The organism is Halorubrum sp. B53 (assembly GCF_059752395.1).
On sequence record NZ_MWTH01000006.1, the window covers coordinates 232533 to 256394 of the forward strand.

The window sequence follows — 23862 nt, forward strand, 5'->3', positions numbered from 1 at the left end:
GGAAAGGATCCGGGTAGAGATACCCATGTGCACAGAGACGGTCGAACCCGAACCCGTCGGAGGTGTGGTGGGTGACTGACGCCGACGACGCCGGCGACGACAGCGACGACGCTGACGGGAGCGTCGCGGCCGACGGTGTCGACGATGCCGACGGCGACACCGGCGCGGAGCCCCGGTCGACGGTCGTCGTCCCCGTCGAACCGTCACCGACGCTCCGCGCGACGGTCGCGCACGTCGTGGAGGCCGCGGTCGGCGGCGAGTTCTCCGCGATCCACTTCGTGGAGATCGCCTCGTGGCGCGACGGCGACCCCGGCTCCGACGACCGCACCGCCGAGGCCCGGCGCGTCCTCGAACGGGTGGTCGCGTGGGCCGAGGCGGACCTCGACGACGCCGACGGCGACACCGGAGACGCCGGCGTCGGCGTGACGATCGCGTCGGCGCTGATCGGCGGCGACGAGTACCTGTTCGGTCCGGACGACTACGTCGAGGCGCTCGCCGAGTACGCCGAGGAGCACGGCGCCGACACGGTCCTGCTCGATCCGGAGTACACCCCGGTCGGCAACACGACGCTGCTCCAGCCGCTGGAGTTCGCGCTCTCGAACACCCCGCTGACCGTCCAGACGGCGCCGGTGGGGCGACCGACCCGACCGGAGCGGCTCCGGAGCGAGGCGACGGGCGTGCGGTTCGCGGCGATGTTCGGGCTCTCGCTCGCCTTCTACTTCGTGCTCGGCGACCCCCTCTACTGGTTCGACTGGGTGACGGGCGTCGCGACCGCGGCGATCGTCTCGATCACCCTCTCGCGGATCAGCTTCGACGCCGACCCGTCGATCCCGCGGACGCCCCAACGCCTGGTCCGTGGCGCGATATACATCCCCGTCCTGCTGTACGAGATCATCGTGGCGAACCTGGTGGTCGCTCGCGTGATACTCGACCCGCGGCTCCCGATCGAGCCGACGCTGAACCGCGTCAGCGTGATCGTCGGCAGCGGGCTCCCGGTGATGACGCTCGCGAACTCGATCACGCTGACCCCGGGAACGCTGACGGTCCGCGCCCGCGACAGCGACCTGTACGTCCACTCGTTGGTCCCGTGGGCCCGCGAGGGCCTGTTCGACGGCTCGCTGGAGCGGTGGACGCGCTTCGTCTACTACGGCCGTTCGGCGGCCCGGCTGCCGACGCCGCGCGAGCGCGGCGATCACGCCATTCTGCAGGGCCCCGACGCGACCGAGGAGCTGCCCATCGCCGCCGCCGACGGCGGCGAGCCCGCCGCTGAAGCGTCGCCGGAGAGCGACATCGGCGAGGACGCGAACGACGCGGAGGTGAGCGGCGAATGACGCTCGTCGACGCCACGGTCGCCGCCGGCTACACGGTCGGTGACTTCCTGCTGTTCGCGGCCGCCGGACTCGCCGTGCTCGCGATCGGCATGCTGTACCGGGCGGTGAAGGGCCCGACCATGCAGGACCGGGTGCTCGCGGTGAACGTCCTCGGGACGAACACCGTCGTCATCCTCGCGATCCTGGCCGCGGCGCTCTCGGAGCCGACGTTCCTCGACATCGCCTTAGTGTACGCGCTGTTGAACTTCCTGATGGCGATCGCCATCTCGAAGTTCACGGTCGAGCGGGGTGGTGTGCTGTGATCGAGACGCTCGGACCGCTCGGGGCGATCCGCGTCGGGCTGATCGTCGCGTTCACGCTGCTCGGGCTGTTCTTCACCTTCGTCTCGATGACCGGCGTGCTCCGGCTCCCCGACGTCTACTCGCGGGCGCACACCGCCTCGCAGGCGGACACGCTCGGCGCCGGCTTCGGGCTCGCCGCCGTGGCGCTGGCCATCGGTCTGGAGGGCGCCGGCGTCAAGACGGTGCTCCTGTTGTTCTTCATCTTCGTGACGAACCCGACGGCCGCCCACGCCATCAGCCGGGCGGCCTTCGAGGAGGGGATCGTGCCGTGGACCGAGGGGGACGACCGCCGATGATCGGCGCGACGTCCGTCGGCTCGTCGGCCACCGCAGGGGCGGCCCCCGCCGTCGCACAGGTTACCGCCGTCGAGGGAGGCCTGCTCGCGTTCGTCGTGTTGACCGCGCTCGCGACCGCCCTCGCGCGGGACGTGCTCGCGGCGGTCATCGTGTTCGGCGCGTACAGCCTCGGGATGGCCGCGCTGTACACCTTCTACCGCGCGCCGGACGTGGCGCTGACGGAGGCGGCGATCTCCGCCGGCGTGACCACCGTCCTGCTCCTCCTAACCCTCGCGAAGACGACCCGGATCGACCACGACGTCGCCTTGGAGTCGGTGAACCTCCCGGCGGTCGGCGCGGTCGGGCTGCTGTTCGGCGGGCTGCTGCTCACGATGGGGGACATCCCGGCGGTGGGCTCGCCCGACGCGGCGGTGTGGTCGAACCCGGAGGTGAGCCAGTGGTACCTCCGCGAGTCGTACGCGCAGACCGGCGTCGAGAACTCGGTGATGGCCGTGCTGGCGGCGTTCCGGGGGTTCGACACCTTCGGCGAGGCGGTCGTCGTCTTCGCCGGCGGGATCGCGGCGCTCATCGTGCTCCACCGGGAGGTGTTCGCATGAGCGACACTCGTCCCGGGGACGACCCCGTCGGCGGCGCCGACGATCCCGGTACGGAAGAGCCTCCCGTCGACGGCGACCCGGGCGATGCAGTCGACACGGACGACGCCCCGCCCCGCCGGGCGGACTCCCGGTCCGGGCGACCCGACTCCGAGCGGCGTCGGGAGATCCCGTACACGGAGAGCCAGGTGATCATGCCGACGGTGAAGATCGTGGCGCCGTTCGCGTTCACGTACGGCCTGTTCATCACCTTCCACGGCGCCGGATCGCCCGGCGGTGGGTTCCAAGGCGGCGCGATCATGGCCGCCGTCGTGTTCATGATCGCGTTCGCGTTCGGGATCGAGGCGACTCGCGAGTGGCTCGCGAACACCGTCGTCGTCGCGCTCGCGGTCGGCGGCGCGCTGGCGTTCGCCGGCATCGGACTGATCCCGGTCGCGCGCGGCGGCGCGTTCCTCCAGTACGACCTGCTGCCGATCCCGGTGAAGTACGGGTTAGAGAGCGTCGAGATCTTCGGCATCGCGGCCATCGTGAGCGGCGTGCTCATGGGGCTGTTCTTCCTGCTCGCGAGCGGGTTCGACTCCGACGGGAGCGGCTTCGGCGACACCGGGTCCGCCGAGGACGACGCCGACGAGGCCGCGGACGACCCCGACGCGCCGGAATCGGACCGCACTGCGGTCGCCGACGGGGGTGAGCGATGACGAGCGTCGCGTCCGTCGTCGCGTCCGCCGGAACCGACGCCATCGTCGCGTCCGCGGGTGCGTTCGAGATATTCGCGACGAGACACGCCTACCTCACGTTCGCGCTGCTGCTCTGCGTCGGCCTCTACATGATGATAGCCAACCCACACCTCGTGAAGAAGATCATCGGACTCAACCTGTTCCAGACGGCGATATTCTTGCTGTTCATCGCCTCGGCGTACGTCGAAGGCGGCGCGATCCCGATCCTCGGCTCCGGCGAGGCGGAGACCGGGACGTTCGTCAGCCCGCTCCCGCACGTGATCGTGCTCACCGCCATCGTCGTCGGTGTGAGCCTCACCGCGGTGGGGCTCGCGCTCTGCATCCGCATCTACGACGAGTACGGGACGCTCCGCACCGACACGCTCCGCGAACTGATGCGGGACGAGGGGTCGCTCCCCGCCGGCCCGACGGCCGAGGGCGACGACCCCGCGACCGACGGGGGTGTGAGCGATGACTGACGTGCTCCTCCCGCTGGCGATCGCCGTCCCGATCGTGGCGGCCACCCTGCCGATCGCGCTCGGCCTGTGGTTCGACGACGTGGGGTGGCCGATCGCGGCGGTCGCGACGACCGCGGTGGTCGGTATCGCGGCCGCGATCGCCGCCGAAGTCGCGCTCGGCGGCCAGTTCGACCACGCGGTCGGCACGTACCAGCCGCCGATCGGGATCGAGCTGGTGGCCGATCAGCTGTCGGCCGCGATGCTCGTGCTGATCGCGGTCGTCTCGCTGGGGACGCTCGCGTTCTCGCGCGTGGCCGGCCCGCGCGGGAACCCCTTCTACAGCGCCTACCTGCTGCTGGTCGGCGGGCTCTCGGGGATGGCGCTCACCGGCGACCTGTTCAACATGTTCGTCTTCCTCGAGATCGTCGGGATCACGACGTACGCGCTCATCGCGGCCGACCGCTCGGGCGCGAGCGCCTACGCCTCGCTGAAGTACCTCGTGGTCGGGACGGTGGGCGCCTCGCTGTACCTCGTCGGCGTCGGCTACGCGTTCCTCGCGACGGGGACGCTGAACATGGTCGACATGCGCGAGCAGATCCTCGCGCAGGCGGGGTACGGCGACCCCCTGATCCAGGCGAGCTACGCGCTGATCGTCGCCGGGCTCGCGCTGAAGATCGCCTTATTCCCGGTCCACACCTGGCAGCCGGACGCCTACCAGCGCGCGCCGGACGCCGTCACGGCGGTCGTGGCCGCGCTCGTGTCGACGACGAGCGCGTACGCGCTGATCCGGGTGACGTACACCGTCTTCACCGTCGATTTCCTCGCCGCGAACGACGCGATCACGACGGCGATGCTCGTCGTCTCCGGGACGTCGATCCTCGCCGGCTCGGTGCTCGCGGCGATGCAGTCCGACCTCAAGCGGATGTTCGCCTACTCCTCGGTCGCGCAGTTCGGGATGATCGGGGCCGCGATCGCGCTCGCGAACGAGACCGCGCTGCTCGGGGGGATCGTCCACCTCATCGGCCACGGCCTGCTGAAGTTCGGGCTCTTCCTCGGGGTCGGCACCCTCGCGCTCGGCTACGGCGTCCGCCGGATCGAGGACGCCGCGAGCGCCGCGCGCGAGGCGCCGTTCACGGCCGGCGCGATCGCCCTGCTCGGCTTAGGACTCGTCGGCATCCCGCCGTCGGTCGGCTTCCTCGGCAAGTGGTACATCGGCGTCGGCGCGGTCGAGTCCAGCATGGCCGGCGCCGGGCCGGCCGGGATCGCGGTCGCCGCCGTGATCTTCGTCAGCACCCTGTTCACGCTGTCGTACGTCGCGCGCCTGATCGAGCGGTTCTACTTCGCCGGCGTCGGGCTCTCGGGCGGCCACGGCGACGACGCGGCGGCCGGCCACGGCGATGACTCCGCGGGCGGCGCGGGCGACGACCCGGCCGGAGTGGCCGCCGACGGCGGTCGCGATGACGACCCGGCGGCCAACGATACGGGTGCGGCCGCGCCGGTCGCGCCCGTGGAGGGCGCGCCGCGGCCCTCGCTGGTCCCCGACCGGGTACCGCCCGCGTCGCTGGCGGTGCTCCTCGTCACGACGCTCGTCACGGTTTCGCTCGGCTTCGCCGGCTTCGCGCTGGCCGAGTGGTTCGGTCCGTTCCTCACGGAGGTGTTCGCATGACTGACGCTCTCGTCTCTGACCCACGACCCCTACTGGCCGTCCTCGTCTCGTTCGTCGCGGCGTTCTTCATCGTCGCGTCGCACCGCTCGCCGAACGTCCGCGAGGGGTGGACGCTCGTCGCGGCCGTCGCGAAGTTCGCGATCGTCGCCTCGATGCTCCCGGCCGTCCTCGACGGCGCCGTCTTCGAGTGGTCGCTCGGGGCGTTCCTCCCCGGAATCGAGTTCGCGCTCCGCGCCGACGCGCTCGGCATGCTGTTCGCGTTCCTCGCCAGCGGCCTGTGGATCGTCACGTCGTTCTACAGCATCGGGTACATGCGCGGTAACGACGAGACGAACCAGACCCGGTACTTCGCCGCGTTCGCGGTGTCGCTGTCGGCGACGATGGGGATCGCGTTCGCGGGCAACCTCGTGACGATCTTCGTCTTCTACGAGATCCTCTCGATCGCGACGTACCCGCTCGTCGCCCACGACGAGACGGCGGAGGCGCGCTCGGCCGGCCGGAAGTACCTCGCGTACACGATGTTCGGCGGCGGCGTGCTCGTGCTCGCCGGGACCGCCCTCGTCTACCTGATCGCCGGCAACGTCTCGTTCACGGCCGGCGGGATTCAGGAGCTGGCGAACGCCGACCCCGGCCTCGCGATGCTCGCGTTCTTCCTCCTCGCGATCGGGTTCGGCGTGAAGGCCGGGATCATGCCGCTCCACCAGTGGCTCCCCGAGGCGATGGTCGCGCCGACGCCGGTCTCCGGGCTCCTCCACGCGGTCGCGGTCGTCAAGTCCGGGGCGTTCGGCGTCTCGCGGGTCGTCCTCGACGTGTTCGGCCCGGAGCTCGTCTTCAACCTCTCGCTCCCCTTCGGCTTCTCGGCCGGACTCGTCCTCTCAACCATCGGGGCGATCACGCTGACCGCGGCCTCGATCATCGCTCTGCGGAAGGACCACCTGAAACAGCGGCTCGCCTACTCGACGGTGAGTCAGCTGAGCTACATCATCCTCGGGCTCGGGCTGTTCGGCTGGTACGGGCTCGTCGGCGCGCTGCTGCACATCCCGGCGCACGCGTTCATGAAGCTCACCCTGTTCTTCTGCGCGGGGAACCTCCACGTCTCGACGCACACCGACTACATCTCGGAAATGGCGGGGATCGGCAAGCGGATGCCACTGACGATGGGGGCGTTCACGGTGGCCTCGCTCGGGATGGCCGGCATCCCGCTGCTCGCCGGGTTCGTCAGCAAGTACTACATGCTGATCGGCGGGATCCGGATGGGCGCCCGGCTGACCCCGATCGCCTACTACCTCGCCGGCGCGCTGCTGCTCTCGGGCGTGCTCAACATCGCCTACTTCTGGCCGGTGATCTACACCGCCTTCTTCGAGGCGGAGGACGCCAACGACGCGAAGCCGCTCGTCGACTTCCGGATGGGCGGGGAGTCGCGGTCGACGCTGCCGGCGACCGACGGGGGCCGCGCAGGTGACGACGCGGCCACCGACGGGGGCCGACCCGAGGACGAGGACACCGGCGACGCCGATGCGGAAACGGACACCAACGCCGACGAGGCCGCCATCGACGACGTCGTCGAGAGCGCCGAGGGCGACTCGCCGGCTGACGCGGACCCGGCGGGCCCCGCCGGCGACGCCGACGTTCCCGACGACTCCGACATCCCCGACGCGGAGCTCGACGACCTCCCGACCGACGAGGAGGGCGTCGTCCGGCCGGACTTCAACACGAGCGACCGCGACTTCTCCGAGCCGGCCGAGCGCGTCGACACCGGGGATTACGCGGTCGACTCGCGACCCTCCGACGCGGCCGTGCCCTTCGGGGTCGGACGCGGCGACGACGACGCGGAGGACCGCACGACCGACGACGGCGCTGACGCTGGAACCGGCCACAGCGACGAGGAGGGTCACGGCGATGGACACGAAGGCGCACACAACGGACACGAGGGCGCACACGATGACCACGGCCACGCCGGCGGCCCGCCCGCGGGCGGCTGGCGACACATCGACGGACTCGACGCCCTCCGCGGGCGCGAGTCGTCGTGGTTCACGCTCGGGCCGATCCTCACCGCGATGAGCCTCGCGGTGCTGCTCGGCGTGATCCCCTACGAGATGGGCTTCCTGGAGCTGATCGAGCTCATCGTCGACACGCGGCTCCCCGAGGAGGCGATGCGCCCATGAACGCAGTCCTCACCTCGCTCCCGCCGTACGTCGTGCTCGCGGCGGCGGCGTTCCTCGTGCTCGGGCTCCCGCGTCGGGCCGGCCACGCGGCGGCCGCGCTGGCGACGGCGTTCGCCTTCGCGCAGGCGGTGCTGCTCGGCGACGGCGGCACGGGAACCCACCTCGCGACGCAGCTGTTCGGCTTCGACGTGGTCCTGTTCAACGTCGACCAGTTCTCCCTGCTGATGGGCGTCGTCGTCGGGTTCCTCGCGACGGCGGCGGTGCTGTACGCGTACGGCACGGAGGCCCCGAAGTGGGTGACCGCGTTCGCGCTGGTGTACGTCTCCTCGACGCTCGGGACGATCTACGCCGGCGACTGGCTCACCCTGATCTTCTTCTGGGAGCTGATGGCCGTCACCAGCACCCTGCTGGTGTGGCAGTACGGCGGCGCGGCGGTGCGGGCCGGCTACCGCTACGCGCTGTTCCACGGGATCGGGGGGACGTTCTTCCTCGGCGCGGTCGTCGTCCACGGCGCGTCGATGATCGGCGCCGTGCCGACCGCCGAGATCTTCCTGTTCTCGTCGACGACCGGGATCCACGCCAGCGCGACGCTGCTCGCGGCGATCGGCGTCGGCGTCAACTGCGGGTTCATCTTCCTGCACACGTGGCTGCCGGACACCTACCCGCGCCCGCACGTGGCGGCGTCGGTGTTCCTCTCCGTGTTCACCACGAAGACGGCGGCGTACGTGATGTACCGGACGTTCCCCGAGGGCGGCATGTGGCTCGCGTACCTCGGCGGGTTCATGGCCGTCTACGGCGCGTTCTTCGCGCTGCTGCAGTACGACCCGCGCCGGCTCCTCTCGTACCACATCCAGGCGCAGCTCGGCTACATGCTGGCCGGGTTCGGGCTCGCGACGTACGTCGGCGAGTTCGCCGTCACCGGCGGCTTCGCGCACCTGTTCAACAACGTGCTGTACAAGAGCCTCCTGTTCATGACCGTCGGCGTGGTGATCTACCGCACCGGCGTCGAGGACATCCGGGACATGGGCGGGCTCTGGCGGGAGATGCCCGTTGCCTTCCTCCTCTACGTCGTCGGCGCGGCCTCGATTACCGCCGTCCCGGGGTTCAACGGGTTCATCTCGAAGGGGATGGTGATCGACTCCGCCCACGAGGTCCACAACTACGTGCTCCTGTTGGACAGCGGGCTCCTCTGGTGGCTGCTGATCCTCGGCGGCGTCGGGACGTTCATGTCGTTCATCAAGCTCGGCTACTACATGTTCTTCCACGGGTCGGCGACGCTGTCGCCGAAGGACGCCACCGCGTTCCAGACCGCCGGCATGGTGCTCGCGGGCGGCGCTTGTATCTTCTTCGGGGTGTTCTACACCCAGCTGATCGAGCTGATGCCGTTCACGGAGATCATCCTCAGCGAGGACGTCTACTTCAAGCCGTACAGCGAGAGCCATCTGACCGAGAGCGCGGCGCTGCTCGTGACCGGCTTCGTCGGCTTCTTCGCGCTGAAGCGACCGCTCGGCTGGCTCGCCCACCACATGCGCGACGTCGACGCGGTGACGTACCCGGCCGCGTTCTACCTCGGTCGGGGGACGATCTGGGGCGTCACGGAGCTGTGGGCCGCCGTCGACCGCGCCGTGATGCGGCTGGTCGCCGGCGTCAAGCGGACCGCGATGCACCCGCGAACGGCCGTCGCGTCGCTCGGCGTCGACGTCGAGATCAGGACGGGAATCGGCCGGAGCGTCCTCATCTTAACGCTCGCGGCCGGCGTCGCGCTGTTCGCGTTCCTGCTCGGCTGAGCGGGATTTATAACTCCCGCTCGATCTACCCCCGTTTTTCGGACGCGATCTGACGGTGACCGGTCGTCACTGAGACCGAGCTACTTCGGGTGAGAAAATTTATGTCCGGACCGCCCCCCGGTTCGGGTGTGTCCCTCCAACCGCTACAGGTGCCCGGTGGCCCCGAGCTGCTCATTCTCCTCGTCATCCTGCTGCTCGCCTTCGGCCTCGTCGGTCGATGGGTGTACCGAGACGCGAAGTCCCGCGGGAGCGACTGGGCCTGGCAGTGGGGAGTCGGTATCGGGCTGCTGTTCCTGTTCGGGCTCGTCCCCGGGCTGCTCGGGCTACTCATTTACGTCACGGTCCGAGACGAGGTCGGCGAGCCGGCGTGACCGCACGAGACGCGTGACGACCTCGATGCGGTGCGACCGTCTCGACGCTGCGGGGCTCAGTACTCCTCGTACGCGAGGTTCATCATCCACTGCGAGAAGGCGTCGGCCTGCGCGTCGACCTCCTCCTCGCCGATGAACGGCGACAGCATGTCGCCGGCCATCAGCAGCGAGAAGTCGAGGTCGCGGGGCGCGGGCTCCAAGTAGTACGTGTTGTGCCCGTCGTAGACGGTGTCGGACCGCTGGATGAGCCCCGAGTCCTCCAACGCTTCCGCGATGCGGCTCCCCTTGCGCGAGGAGACGTCGAGTTCCTTCCAGAAGTCGCTCTGGTGGATGCCACCGGTCTCGCGGATGAGGTCGAGGCCGGCGCGCTCGTCCTCCGACAGCTCGGCCTCGAGTTCGGACACGCTCATGGTCGAACACCAGCCCGCGACTCGCTTAAAACTGGCTTTCCGTCCCGTCGCGGCCCCTCCGGGCGCGACGGGCTCACTCGTTCGTCCCGTCCTCGGCGTCTGTCGCTCCGCCGCCGAACTCCGGCGGCAGCGACACCGGCTCCGCGGGCGTCTCGCACGGTGGGCCGTCGGCGTACGCGAACTCGGGAGCGGTCTCCGGGTCGGCGGTCGTCCGGATCCGGGTGAACGACCGCGTCCCGAACCCGTCGCCGTGGAGGCAGGCGCCGTACTCGTGGTCGGCGAGAACACCGCTCGCGCGGTCGAGCCACGCCTCGCTCGTCTCCCCGGGTTCGGGCACCAGTTCGGCGGCGATTCGGCGAGCGCTGTCGGCGCGCTCCGCGCCGAACTCCCGCCGGCGGTCCGGGACCGCGAACCGCTCGCCGCCGTTCACCACGCCGCCGACGTTGCCGATCACGTGGACGCCGGGATCGAGCCGCGTGACCGCGAGGGCGCCGTCGTACGAGAGGCAGAACGCGGCGGCGTCGTCCGCGAGCACGAGGTTGAATCCGTCGTACGACCGGGTCTCGAGGTCGCGCTCGACGTTCCGCACCGCGGCCTCGGCGGAGTTCGATTCGAGGCAGTCCCGCACGAGGAGCCCCCTGGAGCGGTCCCCCTCGCGGTCGGCGTCCAGCCAGCGGTTCGTGACCGCGACGGCGACGCCGGCCTCAGAGAGGCCGATCCACGTCCCGCCGGCCTCCGCGTCGCGCGGGGCGACGTACCGGCCGCCGTCGCCGGCGGCGGGCTCGCGGACGGCCGGCGGGTCGGCCCGCCTGTCGAGCGCCTCGTCGCGGTTGGCGGCGAGCGCGACCGGCGCGTCGCCGAACGCGCGCCAGGCCAGGGTGAGCGTGCACACGGGCGCTCATCCGAGCGACGAGGAGGAAAAACCCGCGGTCAGGCGGGCTCCAGTGTTTACTCAGAATAAAAGAAATCTTTTGGTGGCTGACCACGTCGGTCCGTGTATGAACGCGATCGCCGTGTACGAGGGGACCGACGAACCGGTCGTGACGGAGAAGCCGCGACCGGAGCCGGCGCCCGGGGAGGCGCTCGTCCGGACGCTCCGGGTCGGGGTCGACGGAACGGATCACGAGGTCATCGACGGCGGGCACGGGGGCGCACCCGAGGGAGAGGACCACCTCGTGCTGGGTCACGAGGCGGTCGGCGTCGTCGAGGATCCGAACGACACGCCGTTCGAGGTCGGCGACGTGGTCGTGCCGACGGTCCGGCGCCCGCCCAACGGCGCGAACGAGTACTTCGCGCGCGGCGAACCCGACATGGCGCCGGACGGCGAGTACCACGAGCGCGGCATCGTCGGCGCGCACGGCTTCATGGCCGAGTACTTCACCAGCCCGGCTGAGTTCCTCGTGGAGATCCCGCCCGCCCTCGCCGAGTGGGGGTTCCTCGTCGAGCCGATCTCCATCGCGGAGAAGGCGATCGAGCACGCGTTCGCCAGCCGGTCGGCGTTCCACTGGGAGCCCGAGTCCGCGCTGGTGCTCGGCAACGGTTCGCTCGGCCTGCTGACGGTCGCGACGCTCGACGAGGAGTTCGACCGGATCTACTGTCTCGGCCGCCGCGAGCGACCCGACCCGACGATCGATATCATCGAGTCGCTGGGCGCTACGTACGTCAACTCCAACGAGACGCCGGTCCCGTCGGTGCCGGAGGCGTACGAGCCGATGGACTTCGTCTTCGAGGCGACCGGCTACGCGCCCCACGCCTTCGAGACCATCGAGGCGCTCGCTCCCAACGGGGTCGGTGCCCTGCTCGGCGTGCCGGGCGACTGGGAGTTCGAGATTGACGGCGGCCGCCTCCACCGGGAGTTCGTCCTGCACAACAAGGCGCTCGTCGGCAGCGTCAACTCCGGCTACGAGCACTTCGAGGCCGCGGTCGACTCGCTGTCGCGGTTCTCCGACGGGTTCATCGACGACCTCGTCACCGGCGTGTACGGGCTCGACGAGTTCGAGGCCGCCTTCGCGGATGACGACACGACTATTAAAACGGCGGTCGAATTCGACTCGTATGAAGAACGTTGACGACCTGATAGACAGCGCGGCGGAGCTGGCGGAGCGGGGGCTCTCGAAGGGCGAGATCGCCGACGAGCTGAACGTCTCCCGGGAGACCGCGAGCTGGCTCGTCGAGCGCGGCGGCGGCAACGACGCCGCGACCGCGACCGCGACCGGGTCGACCGCCGACATCCACGTCGACTGGTCGGCGCTGGGACGCGACTCGACGCGGCTCCAATACGCCGCGAGCGCGATGGCCGACCTGCTCGCCAAGCAGGGCGAGGACGTGGACCTCACCGTCGGCATCGAGAAGGCCGGCGCGCCGCTCGCCACCGCGGTCGCGAACAAGCTCGACACCGACCTCGGCACGTACGCCCCCGCGAAACACCAGTGGGAGGAGGGCGACATCGACGAGCACGGCGGCGGCTTCTCGCGCAACTTCGCGGCGATCCGCGACCGCGACTGCTACGTCGTCGACGACATCATCACCTCGGGGACGACGATGCGGGAGTCGATCAACGCGATCCGCGAACAGGGCGGCGAGCCCGTCGCCTGCGTCGTGCTCGTCGACAAGATGGGGTACGACGAGATCGACGACGTGCCGGTGTACTCGCTCGTGGACGTCGTCCGCGTCGACCGCGACGAGTAGGGCGACCGGCCCGTGGGTCCCACTGACGACGCCGACGCCGGGATGTCGCGCCGCCGAAGCGACGCCGTCCCGTGCGGAACCCATTTGCCGCGGCGGCGCGTACCGACGCCCATGACGTTCCAGCCCGAATCCGAGGCGGAGCCGGACGAGATCGAGAACCGCGTTCAGCAGACGATCGCCGACAACGACGTGGTCCTGTTCATGAAGGGGAACCGGCTGATGCCCCAGTGCGGCTACTCGCAGCGCGCCGTCGAGCTGATCGGCAAGCACGTCGAGGAGTTCGAGACCGTCGACGTGCTGCCCGCGCTGGACCACTACCGCGAGGCGCTGGAGGCCGAGAGCGGGTGGGAGACCATCCCACAGACGTTCGTCGACGGCGAGTTCGTCGGCGGCAGCGACGTGCTCGCGGAGCTGGACGAGCGCGGCGAGCTGGCGGCCGAGCTCGGCGCCGAGTAGGCCGTCGTCGCCTCATCGACCGGAGCGACGCCCGAACTTGATGAGTCGAAGGGCAGGCCATATAAACCTACGGTGCCTAGATAACTCACGTGCAGCCGTTGCCGCTGCCGCCGTGCCGACCGTCTCGACCCATCTCACCCAATCAACAATGACAGGCCGCGTGTTCAGACTTCATTCGACGCTCGAACTGCCACTCGAAGACGTGGAGACGTACTTCGAAGAAGACCCCGACCTCCCGCCGGAGATCGACGACATCGATATCACGCGTCGAAACAACACCCTCATCATCAAGGCCCTGTCCGACGACGAATCGATCAGCAAGTACACGCCGACCGCCCAGCTGAAGGCGTCAGTCACGGAGACGCGCGTCTGGGAGGAGGAGCCGCCCCGCGCCGGCGGCCCGCAGTGGATGGACGACGAGGAGGAGGAGATCCCCTCCGAGCTCGTCGAGTTCGCCTGCTTCAAGGGCGACCGCGAGACCGTCCTCCAGAACTCCGCGCTCCAGTACCCCATGTTCCTCGTGCTCCGCGAGCTGGCGCAGCTCTCCGAGAAGGGGACGCTGACCGCCATCACCGAGGAGGACGACGAGCTCGAAGCGACGCGGATCGTCGAGGGTGAGCCGCGTCCCGCGAGCATCGAGGTCGTCGAGAGCCCGCAGGGGGCCGGCGACGGCGACGGCGGCGTCAACTGGCGCGACAACGAGTTCATCTCGGACTGAGCCCGACGCCACGACCTCGCTCGGCGTCAGTGGTCAGTCGACGGCGGGGTCGCACGACGGCCCGTCGCGTCGAATCCTCGTTTTAAGTCCGCGATCAGGTCGTCGATCCCTTCGATACCGACCGAAACGCGGAGGAGCGTGTCCGAAATCCCGAGCGCTTCTCGTTCCGCCGGTGAGAGCGGTTCGTGAGTCATCGCCGCCGGGAGCTCGATCAGACTCTCGACGCCACCGACCGAGACCGCGAGGGTGAACTCCGTCAACGCCTCGACGAACCGCTTCGCGTCGTCGATGGATCCGTCGAGTTCGAACGAGAGGATCCCGCCGAAGCCGGACATCTGTTCACGGGCGAGCTCGTGGTCCGGGTGGTTCGGCAAGCCGGGGTAGTACACGTCGGTCACCTCCGGCCGTTCGTCGAGGAACTCGGCGACGGCCATCGCGTTCGCCTCGTGTCTCTCCATGCGAGCGGCGAGCGTCTTCATGCCGCGTAACACGAGGTAACTGTCGAACGGGCCGCTGACAGCGCCCACGCCGACTTGCTGTAGGAACCGAATCTCCTCGGCCAGCGCGTCGTCGTCGGTGACAACCGCGCCGGCGATGGCGTCGGAATGCCCGTTGAGGTACTTCGTCGTGCTGTGCGCGACGACGTCGGCACCCAGTTCGAGCGGCCGCTGAAAGTACGGGCTCGCGAACGTGTTGTCCACGCCGAACATCACGTCTCGGTCCGCGACCAGTTCGGCGATGCCGGCGATGTCACACAGCGCGAGTTTGGGGTTCGTCGGCGACTCCATCCAGACGGCGGCGGTCTCTTCGCGGAGCGCGGCGGCCACGTTCTCCGTGTCCGTCGCGTCGACGTACGTGACGTCGACGTTGAGACGCGTCTGAAAGACGTCGTTGAGCATCCGGCGGGTACCGGCGTACAGGTCCTCGAAGGCGACGACGTGATCGCCGGGAGTCACACCGGCGAGCAGCGTGGTGAAAATCGCCGCGGTGCCCGAGGCGAAGGCGGCGCCGTGAGCGCCGCCTTCGAGCGCGGCCAGTCGCGTCTCCAGCGCGTGCCGGGTCGGGTTCGACAGCCGGCCGTAGACGAACTCGCCGGCGGCCGGGTCCACGTCCTCCAGTCGCATCTCGGTATCGAGGCCCGGCAGGGCGAACGTCGACGCCAGGTGAATCGGCGAGACGACGTCGCCCGCCTCGCTGCCGTTGCCGAACGGCTCCTCGCCTTCGGAAACGGTGAGCGTGTCAAACGTCGGCTCCGATCGGTCTTCCATACGCGGACTCCAACCCACCGTCGCTAATATCTTATCATTTTTCATTAATAATACCCATTCGCCGGATAACTCTCGGGGATATCGGCTCTCGATCGACGAATCGACGCGTCCGGTGCCCGTCAGTCGACGGTCGTCAACCCGGACCGTCGACAATTTAAGCGCTCCGGGCGTCTCCCCGCTAATGACCGACGACTGGGTGAGCCTCTTTTCGGGCGGGAAGGACTCCTCGTGGGCGCTGTACCGCGCCCTCGAGGAGGGACTCGACGTCTCGCGGCTCCTGACCGTCCACCCCGCGGGGGACTCGTACATGTACCACACGCCGGCGACGGAGCTCGCCGGTCTCGCGGCGGAGAGCGTCGGGATCGACCTCGTCGAGGTCTCGCCGGACGACTTCGGCGCGGACGACGTCGACGACGCGGGCGCGCAGGGCGACGCCGAACTGGAGCCGATGGAGGCCGCGCTCCGGGAGATCGCCGCCGCGGATGGCGTCGACCTCGCGGGCGTCACCGCGGGCGCGGTGGAGAGCGAGTACCAGACCAGCCGGATCCGAGGGATGTGCGACCGGCTCGGGATCGACCTGTTCGCGCCGCTGTGGGGCGAGGACCCGGTCGCGCTCGCGGAGGCGATGTTCGACGCCGGCTTCGAGATCCGAATCGTGCAGGTCGCCGCCTACGGGCTCGACGAGTCGTGGCTCGGACGGCGCTACGACGCCGACGCGCTGGCGGAGCTGCTCGATCTGCGCGAGGAGTACGGCGTCCACCCGCTGGGCGAGGGCGGCGAGTTCGAGACGTACGTCGTCGACGGCCCGCACATGGACTGCCGGATCGAGTTCGAGTGCGACCCGGTGTGGGAGGGCGACCGCGGTCACGTCGAGGTCCGGAACGCGCGGCTGGAGTGAGGACCCGTCGTACGGCCAGTCAGGGCCAGTTTCCGGCCTGATCGTACGCGTTCACGATTCGTGAGATCGCGACCACGTAGGCCGCCGTTCGGAGGTTCTTGACGTCGTTCGCCTCGTGGCTCTCGACCAGCCGGTCGAAGGCGTCGACGATCACGCGTTCGAGCTCCTCGTTGACGCGCTCCTCGGTCCAGCCGAACCGCTGGCGGTTCTGGACCCACTCGAAGTAGGAGACGGTGACGCCGCCGGCGTTCGCGAGGATGTCCGGGACGACCGTCACATCGCGCTCGGCGAGCACGTCATCCGCGTCGGGGGTGAGCGGACCGTTCGCGGCCTCGACGATCACGTCCGCGGAGACGTCGCGAGCGAGGGTCTCGTCGACCGCGTTCTCCAGCGCCGCCGGGACGAGGAGGTCGACGTCGAGCGTCAGCAGCTCGTCGTTCGTGACCGACGCGGCGCCGTCGTACCCCACTACGGACCCGGTCTCGTTCTTGTGCGCCTTGACGGCGCGGGGGTCGAACCCGTCGGGGTTGTGGACGCCGCCCGAGGAGTCGGAGACGGCCACCACGTCCCCGCCGAGGTCGTCGATGAGTGCGGCCGCGACCGACCCGGCGTTACCGTACCCCTGCACCGCGACCGTCGCGCCGGCGATGTCGCGGTCGAGCCAGTCGAACGCCTCGCGGGCGGACAGCGCGACCGACCGGCCGGTGGCCTCGACGCGGCCCTCGCTGCCGCCAGAGTCGAGCGCCTTGCCGGTGATGACGCCCGGCGCGGTCGTGTTCTCCAGCGTCTCGTAGGTGTCTTTGATCCAGTTCATCTCCCGCTGGCCGGTGTTGACGTCCGGCGCCGGGATGTCGCGGTCCTCGCCGATGAGCGGCCGGAGCTCCGCCGCGAACGAGCGCGTCAGCCGCTCCAGCTCGCTCTCCGAGTAGTCGCTCGGGTCGATCGCGATGCCGCCTTTGCCGCCGCCGTAGGGGATGTCGACGACCGCGCACTTGTACGCCATCCAGCCCGACAGCGCCTTCACCTCGTCGCGGGTGACGCCCGGGTGATAGCGGATCCCGCCCTTGTACGGGCCGCGGTCGCCGTTGAACTGCGACCGGTACGCGCGGACCGTCTCCAGCGAGCCGTCGTCGAGCTCGAACGTCAGGTTGGTCTCGAGCACTCGCTCGGGGTTCTTCAACCGAGTGAGGACCCCCTCGTCTGCGTCGAGATGCGCCGCGGCGTCGTCGATCTGCTCGCGGAGACTCTCGAACGGATTGGTCTGATCTCCCATACCCGACTCTCCCGAGGGCCGGCTGTTAATTGTGACGAACCCCGCTCGCCGCGGGGTGAGAGCGAAGCGTCACGCGGCGGGAAGTCCGAGCGGGTCGCTACCGCGGATCGACCCCGGCCGCCGCGGCCCGCTCGACGATCCGCTCCGCCTGCGCGACGAGGGGGGCGTCGATCATCTCGCCGTCGACGCTGAACACCCCGCGGCCCTCCCGGTCGGCCTCGTCGCGGGCGTCGAGCACCCTGTCCGCCCACGCGATCTCGTCCGGGTCGGGCGTGAACGCCTCGTTGATGGGGTCGACCTGCGACGGATGGATCGCGAGCTTCCCGTCGTAGCCGAGCGTGAGCGCGAACGCCGTCTCCTCGCGGAGTCCCTCGGCGTCGGAGAAGTCAGTGTACACCGTATCGAGCGCGTCGACGCCGGCGGCGCTCGCGGCGAGGACGACGTGCTCGCGGGCGTACAGCACCTCGGTCCCCTCGTCGGTGCGCGTCGCGCCGAGGTCGGCCGCGAGGTCCTCGGCGCCGAAGACCAACGCATCGGTCGGGTCCGCGTCGGCGATCGCCTCGGCGGCGAGCACGCCGCCCGCCGTCTCGACCAAGGCGAACACCGCGGGGTCGAGGCCGCGGTCGGCGCACAGCCCGGCCGCGCGCTCGACGCGGTCGGCGCCCTCGACCTTCGGGAGCATGACCGCGTCGAGCCGAGGCGAGCGCTCGTCGTCGTCGGAGCCGTCGGTCGCTTCGGCCGTCCCACCCCCGATCAAGGCGTCGAGGTCGGCGGCGGGATCCGTCGCCGTGAGCCGGACGCACACCTCGGCGTCGGGGTCGAAGTCGGGATCGGCGAGCACGTCGTGAACGGCGGTGCGCGCCTCGTCTTTCCGGCCGGGCGCGACCGCGTCCTCGAGGTCGAAGCAGAGGACGTCGGCGCCCGTCGTCGGCGCCTTCCGCATGAGCTCCGGGCGGTCGCCGGGGGAGAACAGGAGGCTTCGTCGGGCCATGTCGGGGACTCCTCGCGACCGGTTATAAATAACCGGGGCGCCCGCGTCGGGGGCGACCCGATCGGGGACGCGCCCGGCGTCCGGAGCGGTACCGATTTGCCGCGCCGGGTCGACGGTCGGCCCATGACGGGACGCTACTACGAGGGGTTCGCGGTCGGCGAGACGATCGAGCACGCGAAGCGGCGGACGGTGAGCGAGGCCGACAACCAGCGCTTCTGCGACATGACGATGAACCAGCAGCCGCTCCATCTCGACGCCGACTTCGCCGAGGGGACGCAGTTCGGCGAGCGGCTCGTCAACGGGCTGTACACCATGTCGCTCGCGGTCGGCGTGTCGATCCCGGAGACGACGGACGGCACCATCGTCGCGAACCTCTCGTACGACAACGTCGAGCACCCGAACCCGGTGTTCCACGGCGACACGATCCGCGCGCGGTCGACCGTCACCGACAAGCGGGAGACGAGCGACGGGGAGCGGGGGATCGTCACGATGCACGTGGAGGCGTTCAAGCTGGTCGAGGACGGCGACGACGTCCTCGTCTGCGAGTTCGACCGGACCGCGCTCTCGAAGAAGCGACCGGACGGGGCCGAGAGCGGCGCGAACTGACCGCCGCGACGGCTACCCGCCGTCGATCGCGTCGCCTTCCGCCAGCAACAGCCCGAGGTACGACGTGCGGACCTGCTCGGCGCCGTCGAGGCCGAGCCGGTCGAGGGCGTCGAGGGCGTCGTCCCTGACCGCCTCGATCGCGGCCTCGTCGTCGACCGCCCGCTCGATCTCGACGAACTCGCCGAGCCCGGCGACCGTGTCGAGGGTCACGGTGAAGCCGTCGTACGCCCAGAACTCGCGCCGCTTCTCGACGGTCGCCGCCGGCTCGAAGCCGAGGCCGCTGAAGATGCCGGTCGCGGCCTCCGGGTCGGCCACCTCGGTCTCGTGTTCCGCGCGGGTCTTCGACCCCTCGTCGAGCAGGGGTCCTTTATACGTGATCTTGGTCGTCTCGGGGTCTGCCTCCCCGGATGCCCCGTCGCCCGGAGCGCCCGATCCGATCCCGTCCGGAAGCGGCGTCTCCCGTCGCAGCCGGAGCGCCTCGTCCGTCTCGGCGAAGTCGCGGTGGGGCGCGTCGTAGTAGACGTCGCGCTGGCGACGCGCGTCGACGCGCTCGGCGCCGGCCTCTCGGAGGCGAGCGCGAACCGCGTCGACGTCGGCCGGCACCTTGATCTCGACCTCGAACATACCCGGATTCCGCCGGGCGCGTTCTTAAGCGCCGCGGGACGCTGGCTCCCGAACGACGCGGCCGTCGCCGCGTCGAACCGTGCGCCTTAAGGGTGTAACAGGTGACGTTCAGGGTATGAGCGATCAGGAGCAAGCGGACGCGGCCGAGGACGCAGACGAGGCCGAGACCGAAGCCGAGACCGAGAGCGCCGGACTGGCGGACGGCGACTTCGTGCGGGTCGCGTACACGATCCGAACGGCCGACGACGGCCGGGTCATCGACACCACCGACGAAGAGGTCGCCGAAGAGGCCGAGATCGACACCGAGGAACACGAGTTCGAACCGCGCGTCATCGCGCTCGGCGCCGGCCACGTGTTCCCCGCCGTCGACGAGGCGTTCGTCGGCGCCGAGGTCGGCGACGAGGGCGTCGTCGACGTGCCGGCCGACGACGCCTTCGGCGCCTACGACCCCGACGAGGTCGAGACGGTCAAGGCCGACAAGATCCCCGAGGACAGCCGCTACCCCGGCGCCCAGGTCCAGATCGACAACCAGCAGGGCTACCTCGAGACGATCATCGGCGGCCGCGCCCGCGTCGACTTCAACCACCCGCTGGCCGGCGAGGACCTCGAGTACGAGTACGAGATTCTCGAGCTCATCGACGACCGCGAGCAGCAGGCCGCCGGCATGCTCGGGATGTACCTCCAGGAGGCGCCCGAGGTCCGCATCGAGACCGTCACCGAGGAGGAGGAGACGGTCACCGAGGACGACGACGGCGAGGAGACCGTCGAGACCGAGGAGGTCGAGAAGGACGTCCTCTACGTGACGGCCACGCAGGCGATGCAGATGAACCAGCAGTGGATGTTCCAGAAACAGCAGATCGCGCAGGACCTCATGGGCCGGCTCGACCTCGACCGCGTCGTGGTCGAGGAGGTCATCGAGGGCGGCGGCATGGGCGGTCTCGGCGGCATGATGGGCGGCATGGGCGGCGGCGGCGCCGGCGACATCGAGGACGCGCTCGAGGACGTCGACGTCGACGCCGACGAGATCGTCGACGAACTCGACGAGGAGTAGCTCTCCGCGCCGGCGTCTCGGACGGACGACGAACCGATCCCTTTTGAACGACGGTCGACCCACTCAGAGACATGAGCGCCGATCGGACGACGGAGAGCGACGCGGAGGGCGACTGAGCGATGGAGCTCGAACGTGCGCGCGACGACCTCGTCGTCGCTGCGAGCGCCGGCGCGACGACGATCGCGATCGCGGTGCTGTCCGGCGTCGCCGGCGTCGTCGAGGTGGGGACGCTGCCGACGCTCGTTCCGCTCGCGGTGTACGCCGCCTACCTCTTCTCCCGCAAGGGCGGCCCGTACGGGTCGCTCGACGAGCCGCGGAACTGGGCGGCCGCCGCGGCGCTCGCCGGCGCGGTCGTCGTCGTCGCGAGCGCGGCGCTGTGAGAGGGACCTCGACGCCGGACAGCCTCAGGCGATGTCCCGGCTCGTGTCGACCGAGACCGAGTCGGTGAGCTTCAGCTTGAGCGGCTCCTCTAACGCCGCGCCGCCGCGGAACTTGGGCACGATGAGCCGATTGGCGATCTCGGTACCGGTCACCGTGGTCCGGAGGTCGAAGACGACGTCCGCGACCTGCTCGGTGACGACGCGGTTCCGGTCCGGAACGTCCCCCTTGAGCGCGTGGAGCACCGCCAGCCCGTCGGCCTCGTGGACGTGGCGACGGAGCTCGCCGAGGAACTCGCCGTAGTTCGATCGGTCTTCGCTTTCCAGCGGCTCGACGGAGTCGACGACGACCGTTCCGCCGTCGGGCAGCTCCGCGGCCGCGTCCAACACCGTCGCGACCGGGTCGTCGCCCCCCGCGTCCCGGACGACCGTCTCGTCTTCCTCCCCGTCGGGCGTGAGGCTGTCCTCCACCGCGTCGACGGAGCGCACCGTCGTCAGGTACCGACACTCGCGGACCCGAGCGAACCGGTCGAGGATGAGCTCGGACTGGCTGGCGGGGTCCGCCTTCAGCACGACGACGCTGCCGCTCGGGATCCCCCCTCCGAACTCCCTGTCCAGCACCGAGATTCCGGTCGGGAGCGGCGCCATACGATCGCTGCCGGCTCCGGAGGTTTGGCTCTGTCGGTGCCCACCGAACGGCGAGCGGGCGGCGGGGTCGACGGTCACGCGATCCGCCATCGCCCGGCGCCGTACTCGCCGGCGAGTCGCCGCGCGAGGACATCGTACGCCGATCGAACGGCCGGGTCCGAGAGCGGCGCCGGCGCCGCGGTCGGGACCCGACCGAGTACGGGGCAGCCGAGCAGGTCGGCGACCGGCTCAGGGACCGACGACGCCCGAACGGCCACGACACCGAGGGGTGGACAGTCAAGCCGCCGCGCGATCGCGGCCGTCTTCGCGGCGTCGCGCAGGGCCGTTCGCCGGAGCGGCGTCACGAGGAGCGACCGGTCGGCCGCGCGGAGCGGCGCCGCCGCGTCCGGCGACGCGCCGGCCGGGCAGTCGAGGAACGTCGGGGCCTCGTCCGGGACCGCGTCTCCGAGGGCACCGAACGTCGCCTCGGGGGCGACGGAATCCGGTTCGTCCGGTGCGGCGAGCACGGTGGGCGCGGAGCGGTCGGGATCGACCGAGCCGCGACCGCGAACCGCCTCGACCACCGTTGTCGTCGAGGCCCGGTCCGAGTCGGCCGTCTCCGACGCCAGCCGAGCGAGGTTCGGGAGGTCCCAGTCGGCGTCGGCCGCGACCGCGGGCGCGCCCCGACGCGACAGCGCCCGCGCGAGCCCGAGGGCCGTGGTCGTCTTGCCGCTCCCGCCCTTGCCGCCGGCGACTGCGATCACGCGGCGAGCTGCGTCGCTATGGGTGAAAAATAACGGGACGGGAACCGGCGGTCGGAACGCGGCCGGTCAGTCTTGACAGCAGCCGCCGGCCTCGCCGCCGAAGTCGACCGCGAGGGGCTCCGAGATCGCCTCGTTCACCGTTTCGAGGGTGTCGGTCAGCTCGTCTTGCGCGTCGAGGAACTCCCGCATGACGGGCATCGAGTGGAGCTCGTCCTGTTTCGCCTGCACCTCTTGGAGCCCGGAGTTCGTCGCCTGCCCGGTCTCGCGGGCCTGCATGAACTCCGCGCGGAGCTGTTCGAACTCGTCGATCTTCGCCTGGACCTCCTCGTCGCGCTGCACCGCCTCGCGCGCCTCCTCGAAGCGCTCGTACTCGGGGGTTCGGGCGATCCGCTCGCCGAGCTCGCGACCGAGGTCCTCGATGGAGGTCTGTTCGACGCTCATGTTCCACCGTTGGCGCGGAGCGGTTTGAACCTGCCGGAGCCGGGGGTCCCGTGCCGCGAGCGGTCGCGGGGAGCGCCGGCAGTAGCCGCGCGGGAAGTGCCCTCTCGGGCCTCCGCGGGGAGCGCTCTCACGCCACCTGCGCTTCGACGAACGCGACGACGTCGGCGAGTTCGTCCTGTCCGATTCCGTGCCCGCCCGGGTAGCTGCCGCGGGTGACGTCGGCGCCGATCTCCTCGAAGCGATCGGCGGCCGCGGCCGAGCGCGACTCGGGGATCACGCGGTCGCCCGCTCCGGCACCGACGAGGACCGGCTTCCCCTCGATCCCGTCCGGGTCGACGTCGGCGTGCGCGTCCGCGAGGTACCCGTGGAGGGCGACGACCCACGCGTAGCGGTCAGGCTCCTCCAAGACGAGCGAGAGGCCCGTGATCGCGCCCTGACTGAAGCCGAGCAGTCCGATCCGGTCGGGGTCCAGCGCGTACGACTCGACCGCGGCATCGACGCTCTCGGCGACCAGATCGAGGCTGCGCCGGAAGTCGGCGGCGTCGGGCTGGCTCTCCTCTAACCCGCCCGCGGACAGGTCGAGTTCGTACCAGGTGTACCCGCCCTGCAGCGGGTCCGGCGCGCGGAGGCTGATCACGTGGAGGTCGTCGGGCAGGTGCCGCGCCACGGGCAGCAGGTCCTCCTCGTCGGCGCCGCGGCCGTGGAGGACGAAGACCGCGGGCGCGTTCTCGGGGTCGTCGTCGGGGGCGACGTGGACGTGGTCGAGCGGAATCTGGGGCATGTCTCCCCGGTTCGTCGGCTCCGGAGTTGTATCCGTCGGCCGCGGCAGCGCCGGGGTGGCGGTCGGAGCGGTCGGCGGCCGCGCTCGAGTCCGCTCGATCCCGAACGATCACGAGAATACCCGTCGAGCGCGCCGTTTAACCGTCCCCCCGCGTTACGCAGGTGC

Annotated in this window: 28 protein-coding genes; 18 read left to right on the forward strand and 10 right to left on the reverse strand. The window is 70.3% G+C overall.

The window, feature by feature from the left end; all coding sequences use genetic code 11:
- The first annotated feature begins 71 nt into the window (after window positions 1-71).
- The 10 genes from B4V06_RS06365 to B4V06_RS06410 all read left to right on the forward strand — a co-directional run bounded on the left by B4V06_RS06365 (window position 72) and on the right by B4V06_RS06410 (window position 9724).
- A complete protein-coding gene (locus B4V06_RS06365) occupies window positions 72-1331 on the forward strand; it encodes a monovalent cation/H+ antiporter subunit E (RefSeq protein ID WP_123114656.1) in 1260 nt (419 codons plus the stop codon).
- On the forward strand, window positions 1328-1633 hold the full coding sequence (locus B4V06_RS06370) for a cation:proton antiporter (protein ID WP_123114657.1): 306 nt from the start codon (window positions 1328-1330) through the stop codon (window positions 1631-1633). The genes B4V06_RS06365 and B4V06_RS06370 overlap by 4 nt, the downstream gene beginning before the upstream one ends.
- Window positions 1633-1968 (forward strand): monovalent cation/H(+) antiporter subunit G, encoded by a 336-nt coding sequence (gene mnhG / locus B4V06_RS06375; protein WP_217920705.1) that lies wholly within the window; start codon window positions 1633-1635, stop codon window positions 1966-1968. The genes B4V06_RS06370 and mnhG overlap by 1 nt, the downstream gene beginning before the upstream one ends.
- Complete coding sequence (locus B4V06_RS06380) at window positions 1965-2564, forward strand: DUF4040 domain-containing protein (protein ID WP_123114658.1); 600 nt, start codon at window positions 1965-1967, stop codon at window positions 2562-2564. Before mnhG ends, B4V06_RS06380 begins: the two co-directional genes overlap by 4 nt.
- Entirely contained in the window at window positions 2561-3259 is a 699-nt protein-coding gene (locus B4V06_RS06385; protein ID WP_123114659.1) for an MnhB domain-containing protein, read from the forward strand. Before B4V06_RS06380 ends, B4V06_RS06385 begins: the two co-directional genes overlap by 4 nt.
- The gene (locus tag B4V06_RS06390; RefSeq protein ID WP_123114660.1) at window positions 3256-3756 is read left to right on the forward strand and encodes a cation:proton antiporter subunit C; all 501 of its coding nucleotides are present in this window, start codon (window positions 3256-3258) and stop codon (window positions 3754-3756) included. The genes B4V06_RS06385 and B4V06_RS06390 overlap by 4 nt, the downstream gene beginning before the upstream one ends.
- Entirely contained in the window at window positions 3749-5401 is a 1653-nt protein-coding gene (locus B4V06_RS06395; RefSeq protein WP_498168450.1) for a proton-conducting transporter transmembrane domain-containing protein, read from the forward strand. Before B4V06_RS06390 ends, B4V06_RS06395 begins: the two co-directional genes overlap by 8 nt.
- On the forward strand, window positions 5398-7566 hold the full coding sequence (locus tag B4V06_RS06400) for a proton-conducting transporter transmembrane domain-containing protein (RefSeq protein WP_498168453.1): 2169 nt from the start codon (window positions 5398-5400) through the stop codon (window positions 7564-7566). Before B4V06_RS06395 ends, B4V06_RS06400 begins: the two co-directional genes overlap by 4 nt.
- On the forward strand, window positions 7563-9353 hold the full coding sequence (locus B4V06_RS06405; protein ID WP_498168456.1) for a Na(+)/H(+) antiporter subunit D: 1791 nt from the start codon (window positions 7563-7565) through the stop codon (window positions 9351-9353). The genes B4V06_RS06400 and B4V06_RS06405 overlap by 4 nt, the downstream gene beginning before the upstream one ends.
- Window positions 9354-9481: 128 nt before the next feature.
- A complete protein-coding gene (locus B4V06_RS06410) occupies window positions 9482-9724 on the forward strand; it encodes a hypothetical protein (protein ID WP_498168459.1) in 243 nt (80 codons plus the stop codon).
- A gap of 56 nt (window positions 9725-9780) precedes the next feature.
- On the opposite strand, the gene B4V06_RS06415 is transcribed toward B4V06_RS06410, so the two are convergent.
- Window positions 9781-10134 (reverse strand): helix-turn-helix transcriptional regulator, encoded by a 354-nt coding sequence (locus B4V06_RS06415; RefSeq protein ID WP_123114665.1) that lies wholly within the window; start codon window positions 10132-10134, stop codon window positions 9781-9783.
- Window positions 10135-10207: 73 nt separating this feature from the next.
- On the reverse strand, window positions 10208-11026 hold the full coding sequence (locus B4V06_RS06420) for an NRDE family protein (RefSeq protein WP_498168462.1): 819 nt from the start codon (window positions 11024-11026) through the stop codon (window positions 10208-10210).
- 106 nt (window positions 11027-11132) lie between these two features.
- Here B4V06_RS06420 and B4V06_RS06425 point away from each other — a divergent pair, with 106 nt between their 5' ends.
- The 4 genes from B4V06_RS06425 (at window position 11133) to B4V06_RS06440 (ending at window position 13996) form a co-directional block, all read left to right on the forward strand.
- On the forward strand, window positions 11133-12203 hold the full coding sequence (locus B4V06_RS06425) for a glucose 1-dehydrogenase (RefSeq protein WP_498168465.1): 1071 nt from the start codon (window positions 11133-11135) through the stop codon (window positions 12201-12203).
- Window positions 12190-12822, forward strand: a complete 633-nt coding sequence (gene gfcR / locus B4V06_RS06430) for a transcriptional regulator GfcR (protein ID WP_123114668.1) — start codon at window positions 12190-12192, stop codon at window positions 12820-12822. Before B4V06_RS06425 ends, gfcR begins: the two co-directional genes overlap by 14 nt.
- 111 nt (window positions 12823-12933) lie before the next feature.
- Window positions 12934-13278, forward strand: a complete 345-nt coding sequence (locus B4V06_RS06435; RefSeq protein ID WP_123114669.1) for a glutaredoxin family protein — start codon at window positions 12934-12936, stop codon at window positions 13276-13278.
- Between the two features lie 148 nt (window positions 13279-13426).
- Window positions 13427-13996, forward strand: coding sequence for a DUF7110 family protein (locus B4V06_RS06440; RefSeq protein ID WP_123114670.1), 570 nt, complete (start codon window positions 13427-13429; stop codon window positions 13994-13996).
- A 26-nt stretch (window positions 13997-14022) separates the two neighbouring features.
- Here the strand turns inward: B4V06_RS06440 and B4V06_RS06445 are convergent, their stop codons facing one another.
- Window positions 14023-15264 (reverse strand): trans-sulfuration enzyme family protein, encoded by a 1242-nt coding sequence (locus tag B4V06_RS06445; RefSeq protein WP_123114671.1) that lies wholly within the window; start codon window positions 15262-15264, stop codon window positions 14023-14025.
- 181 nt (window positions 15265-15445) lie between these two features.
- Between B4V06_RS06445 and B4V06_RS06450 the strand changes: the two genes are divergently transcribed.
- Complete coding sequence (locus B4V06_RS06450; RefSeq protein ID WP_123114672.1) at window positions 15446-16162, forward strand: diphthine--ammonia ligase; 717 nt, start codon at window positions 15446-15448, stop codon at window positions 16160-16162.
- A 19-nt stretch (window positions 16163-16181) separates the two neighbouring features.
- On the opposite strand, the gene B4V06_RS06455 is transcribed toward B4V06_RS06450, so the two are convergent.
- Window positions 16182-17435, reverse strand: a complete 1254-nt coding sequence (locus B4V06_RS06455; RefSeq protein WP_123114673.1) for a Glu/Leu/Phe/Val family dehydrogenase — start codon at window positions 17433-17435, stop codon at window positions 16182-16184.
- 97 nt (window positions 17436-17532) lie between these two features.
- Window positions 17533-18426 (reverse strand): HpcH/HpaI aldolase/citrate lyase family protein, encoded by an 894-nt coding sequence (locus B4V06_RS06460; protein WP_123114674.1) that lies wholly within the window; start codon window positions 18424-18426, stop codon window positions 17533-17535.
- A gap of 123 nt (window positions 18427-18549) precedes the next feature.
- Here B4V06_RS06460 and B4V06_RS06465 point away from each other — a divergent pair, with 123 nt between their 5' ends.
- Window positions 18550-19032, forward strand: a complete 483-nt coding sequence (locus B4V06_RS06465) for a MaoC family dehydratase (protein WP_498168472.1) — start codon at window positions 18550-18552, stop codon at window positions 19030-19032.
- Window positions 19033-19044: 12 nt separating this feature from the next.
- On the opposite strand, the gene cyaB is transcribed toward B4V06_RS06465, so the two are convergent.
- Window positions 19045-19656 (reverse strand): class IV adenylate cyclase, encoded by a 612-nt coding sequence (gene cyaB / locus B4V06_RS06470; RefSeq protein WP_498168475.1) that lies wholly within the window; start codon window positions 19654-19656, stop codon window positions 19045-19047.
- A gap of 115 nt (window positions 19657-19771) precedes the next feature.
- Here cyaB and B4V06_RS06475 point away from each other — a divergent pair, with 115 nt between their 5' ends.
- A complete protein-coding gene (locus tag B4V06_RS06475; RefSeq protein WP_123114677.1) occupies window positions 19772-20707 on the forward strand; it encodes an FKBP-type peptidyl-prolyl cis-trans isomerase in 936 nt (311 codons plus the stop codon).
- A gap of 119 nt (window positions 20708-20826) precedes the next feature.
- The gene (locus B4V06_RS06480; protein WP_498168477.1) at window positions 20827-21087 is read left to right on the forward strand and encodes a DUF8049 family protein; all 261 of its coding nucleotides are present in this window, start codon (window positions 20827-20829) and stop codon (window positions 21085-21087) included.
- A 24-nt stretch (window positions 21088-21111) separates the two neighbouring features.
- Here B4V06_RS06480 and B4V06_RS06485 read toward each other — a convergent pair whose 3' ends face one another.
- From B4V06_RS06485 to B4V06_RS06500, 4 genes are all read right to left on the reverse strand, one after another.
- Window positions 21112-21732: an RAD55 family ATPase gene (locus B4V06_RS06485; protein ID WP_498168479.1), complete on the reverse strand. Its 621-nt coding sequence runs from the start codon at window positions 21730-21732 to the stop codon at window positions 21112-21114.
- A gap of 74 nt (window positions 21733-21806) precedes the next feature.
- On the reverse strand, window positions 21807-22475 hold the full coding sequence (locus tag B4V06_RS06490; protein ID WP_498168482.1) for a MinD/ParA family ATP-binding protein: 669 nt from the start codon (window positions 22473-22475) through the stop codon (window positions 21807-21809).
- Between the two features lie 66 nt (window positions 22476-22541).
- Window positions 22542-22916, reverse strand: a complete 375-nt coding sequence (locus tag B4V06_RS06495; protein ID WP_123114680.1) for a YlbF/YmcA family competence regulator — start codon at window positions 22914-22916, stop codon at window positions 22542-22544.
- A gap of 127 nt (window positions 22917-23043) precedes the next feature.
- Complete coding sequence (locus tag B4V06_RS06500) at window positions 23044-23697, reverse strand: alpha/beta hydrolase (protein ID WP_123114681.1); 654 nt, start codon at window positions 23695-23697, stop codon at window positions 23044-23046.
- Window positions 23698-23862 lie beyond the last annotated feature (165 nt).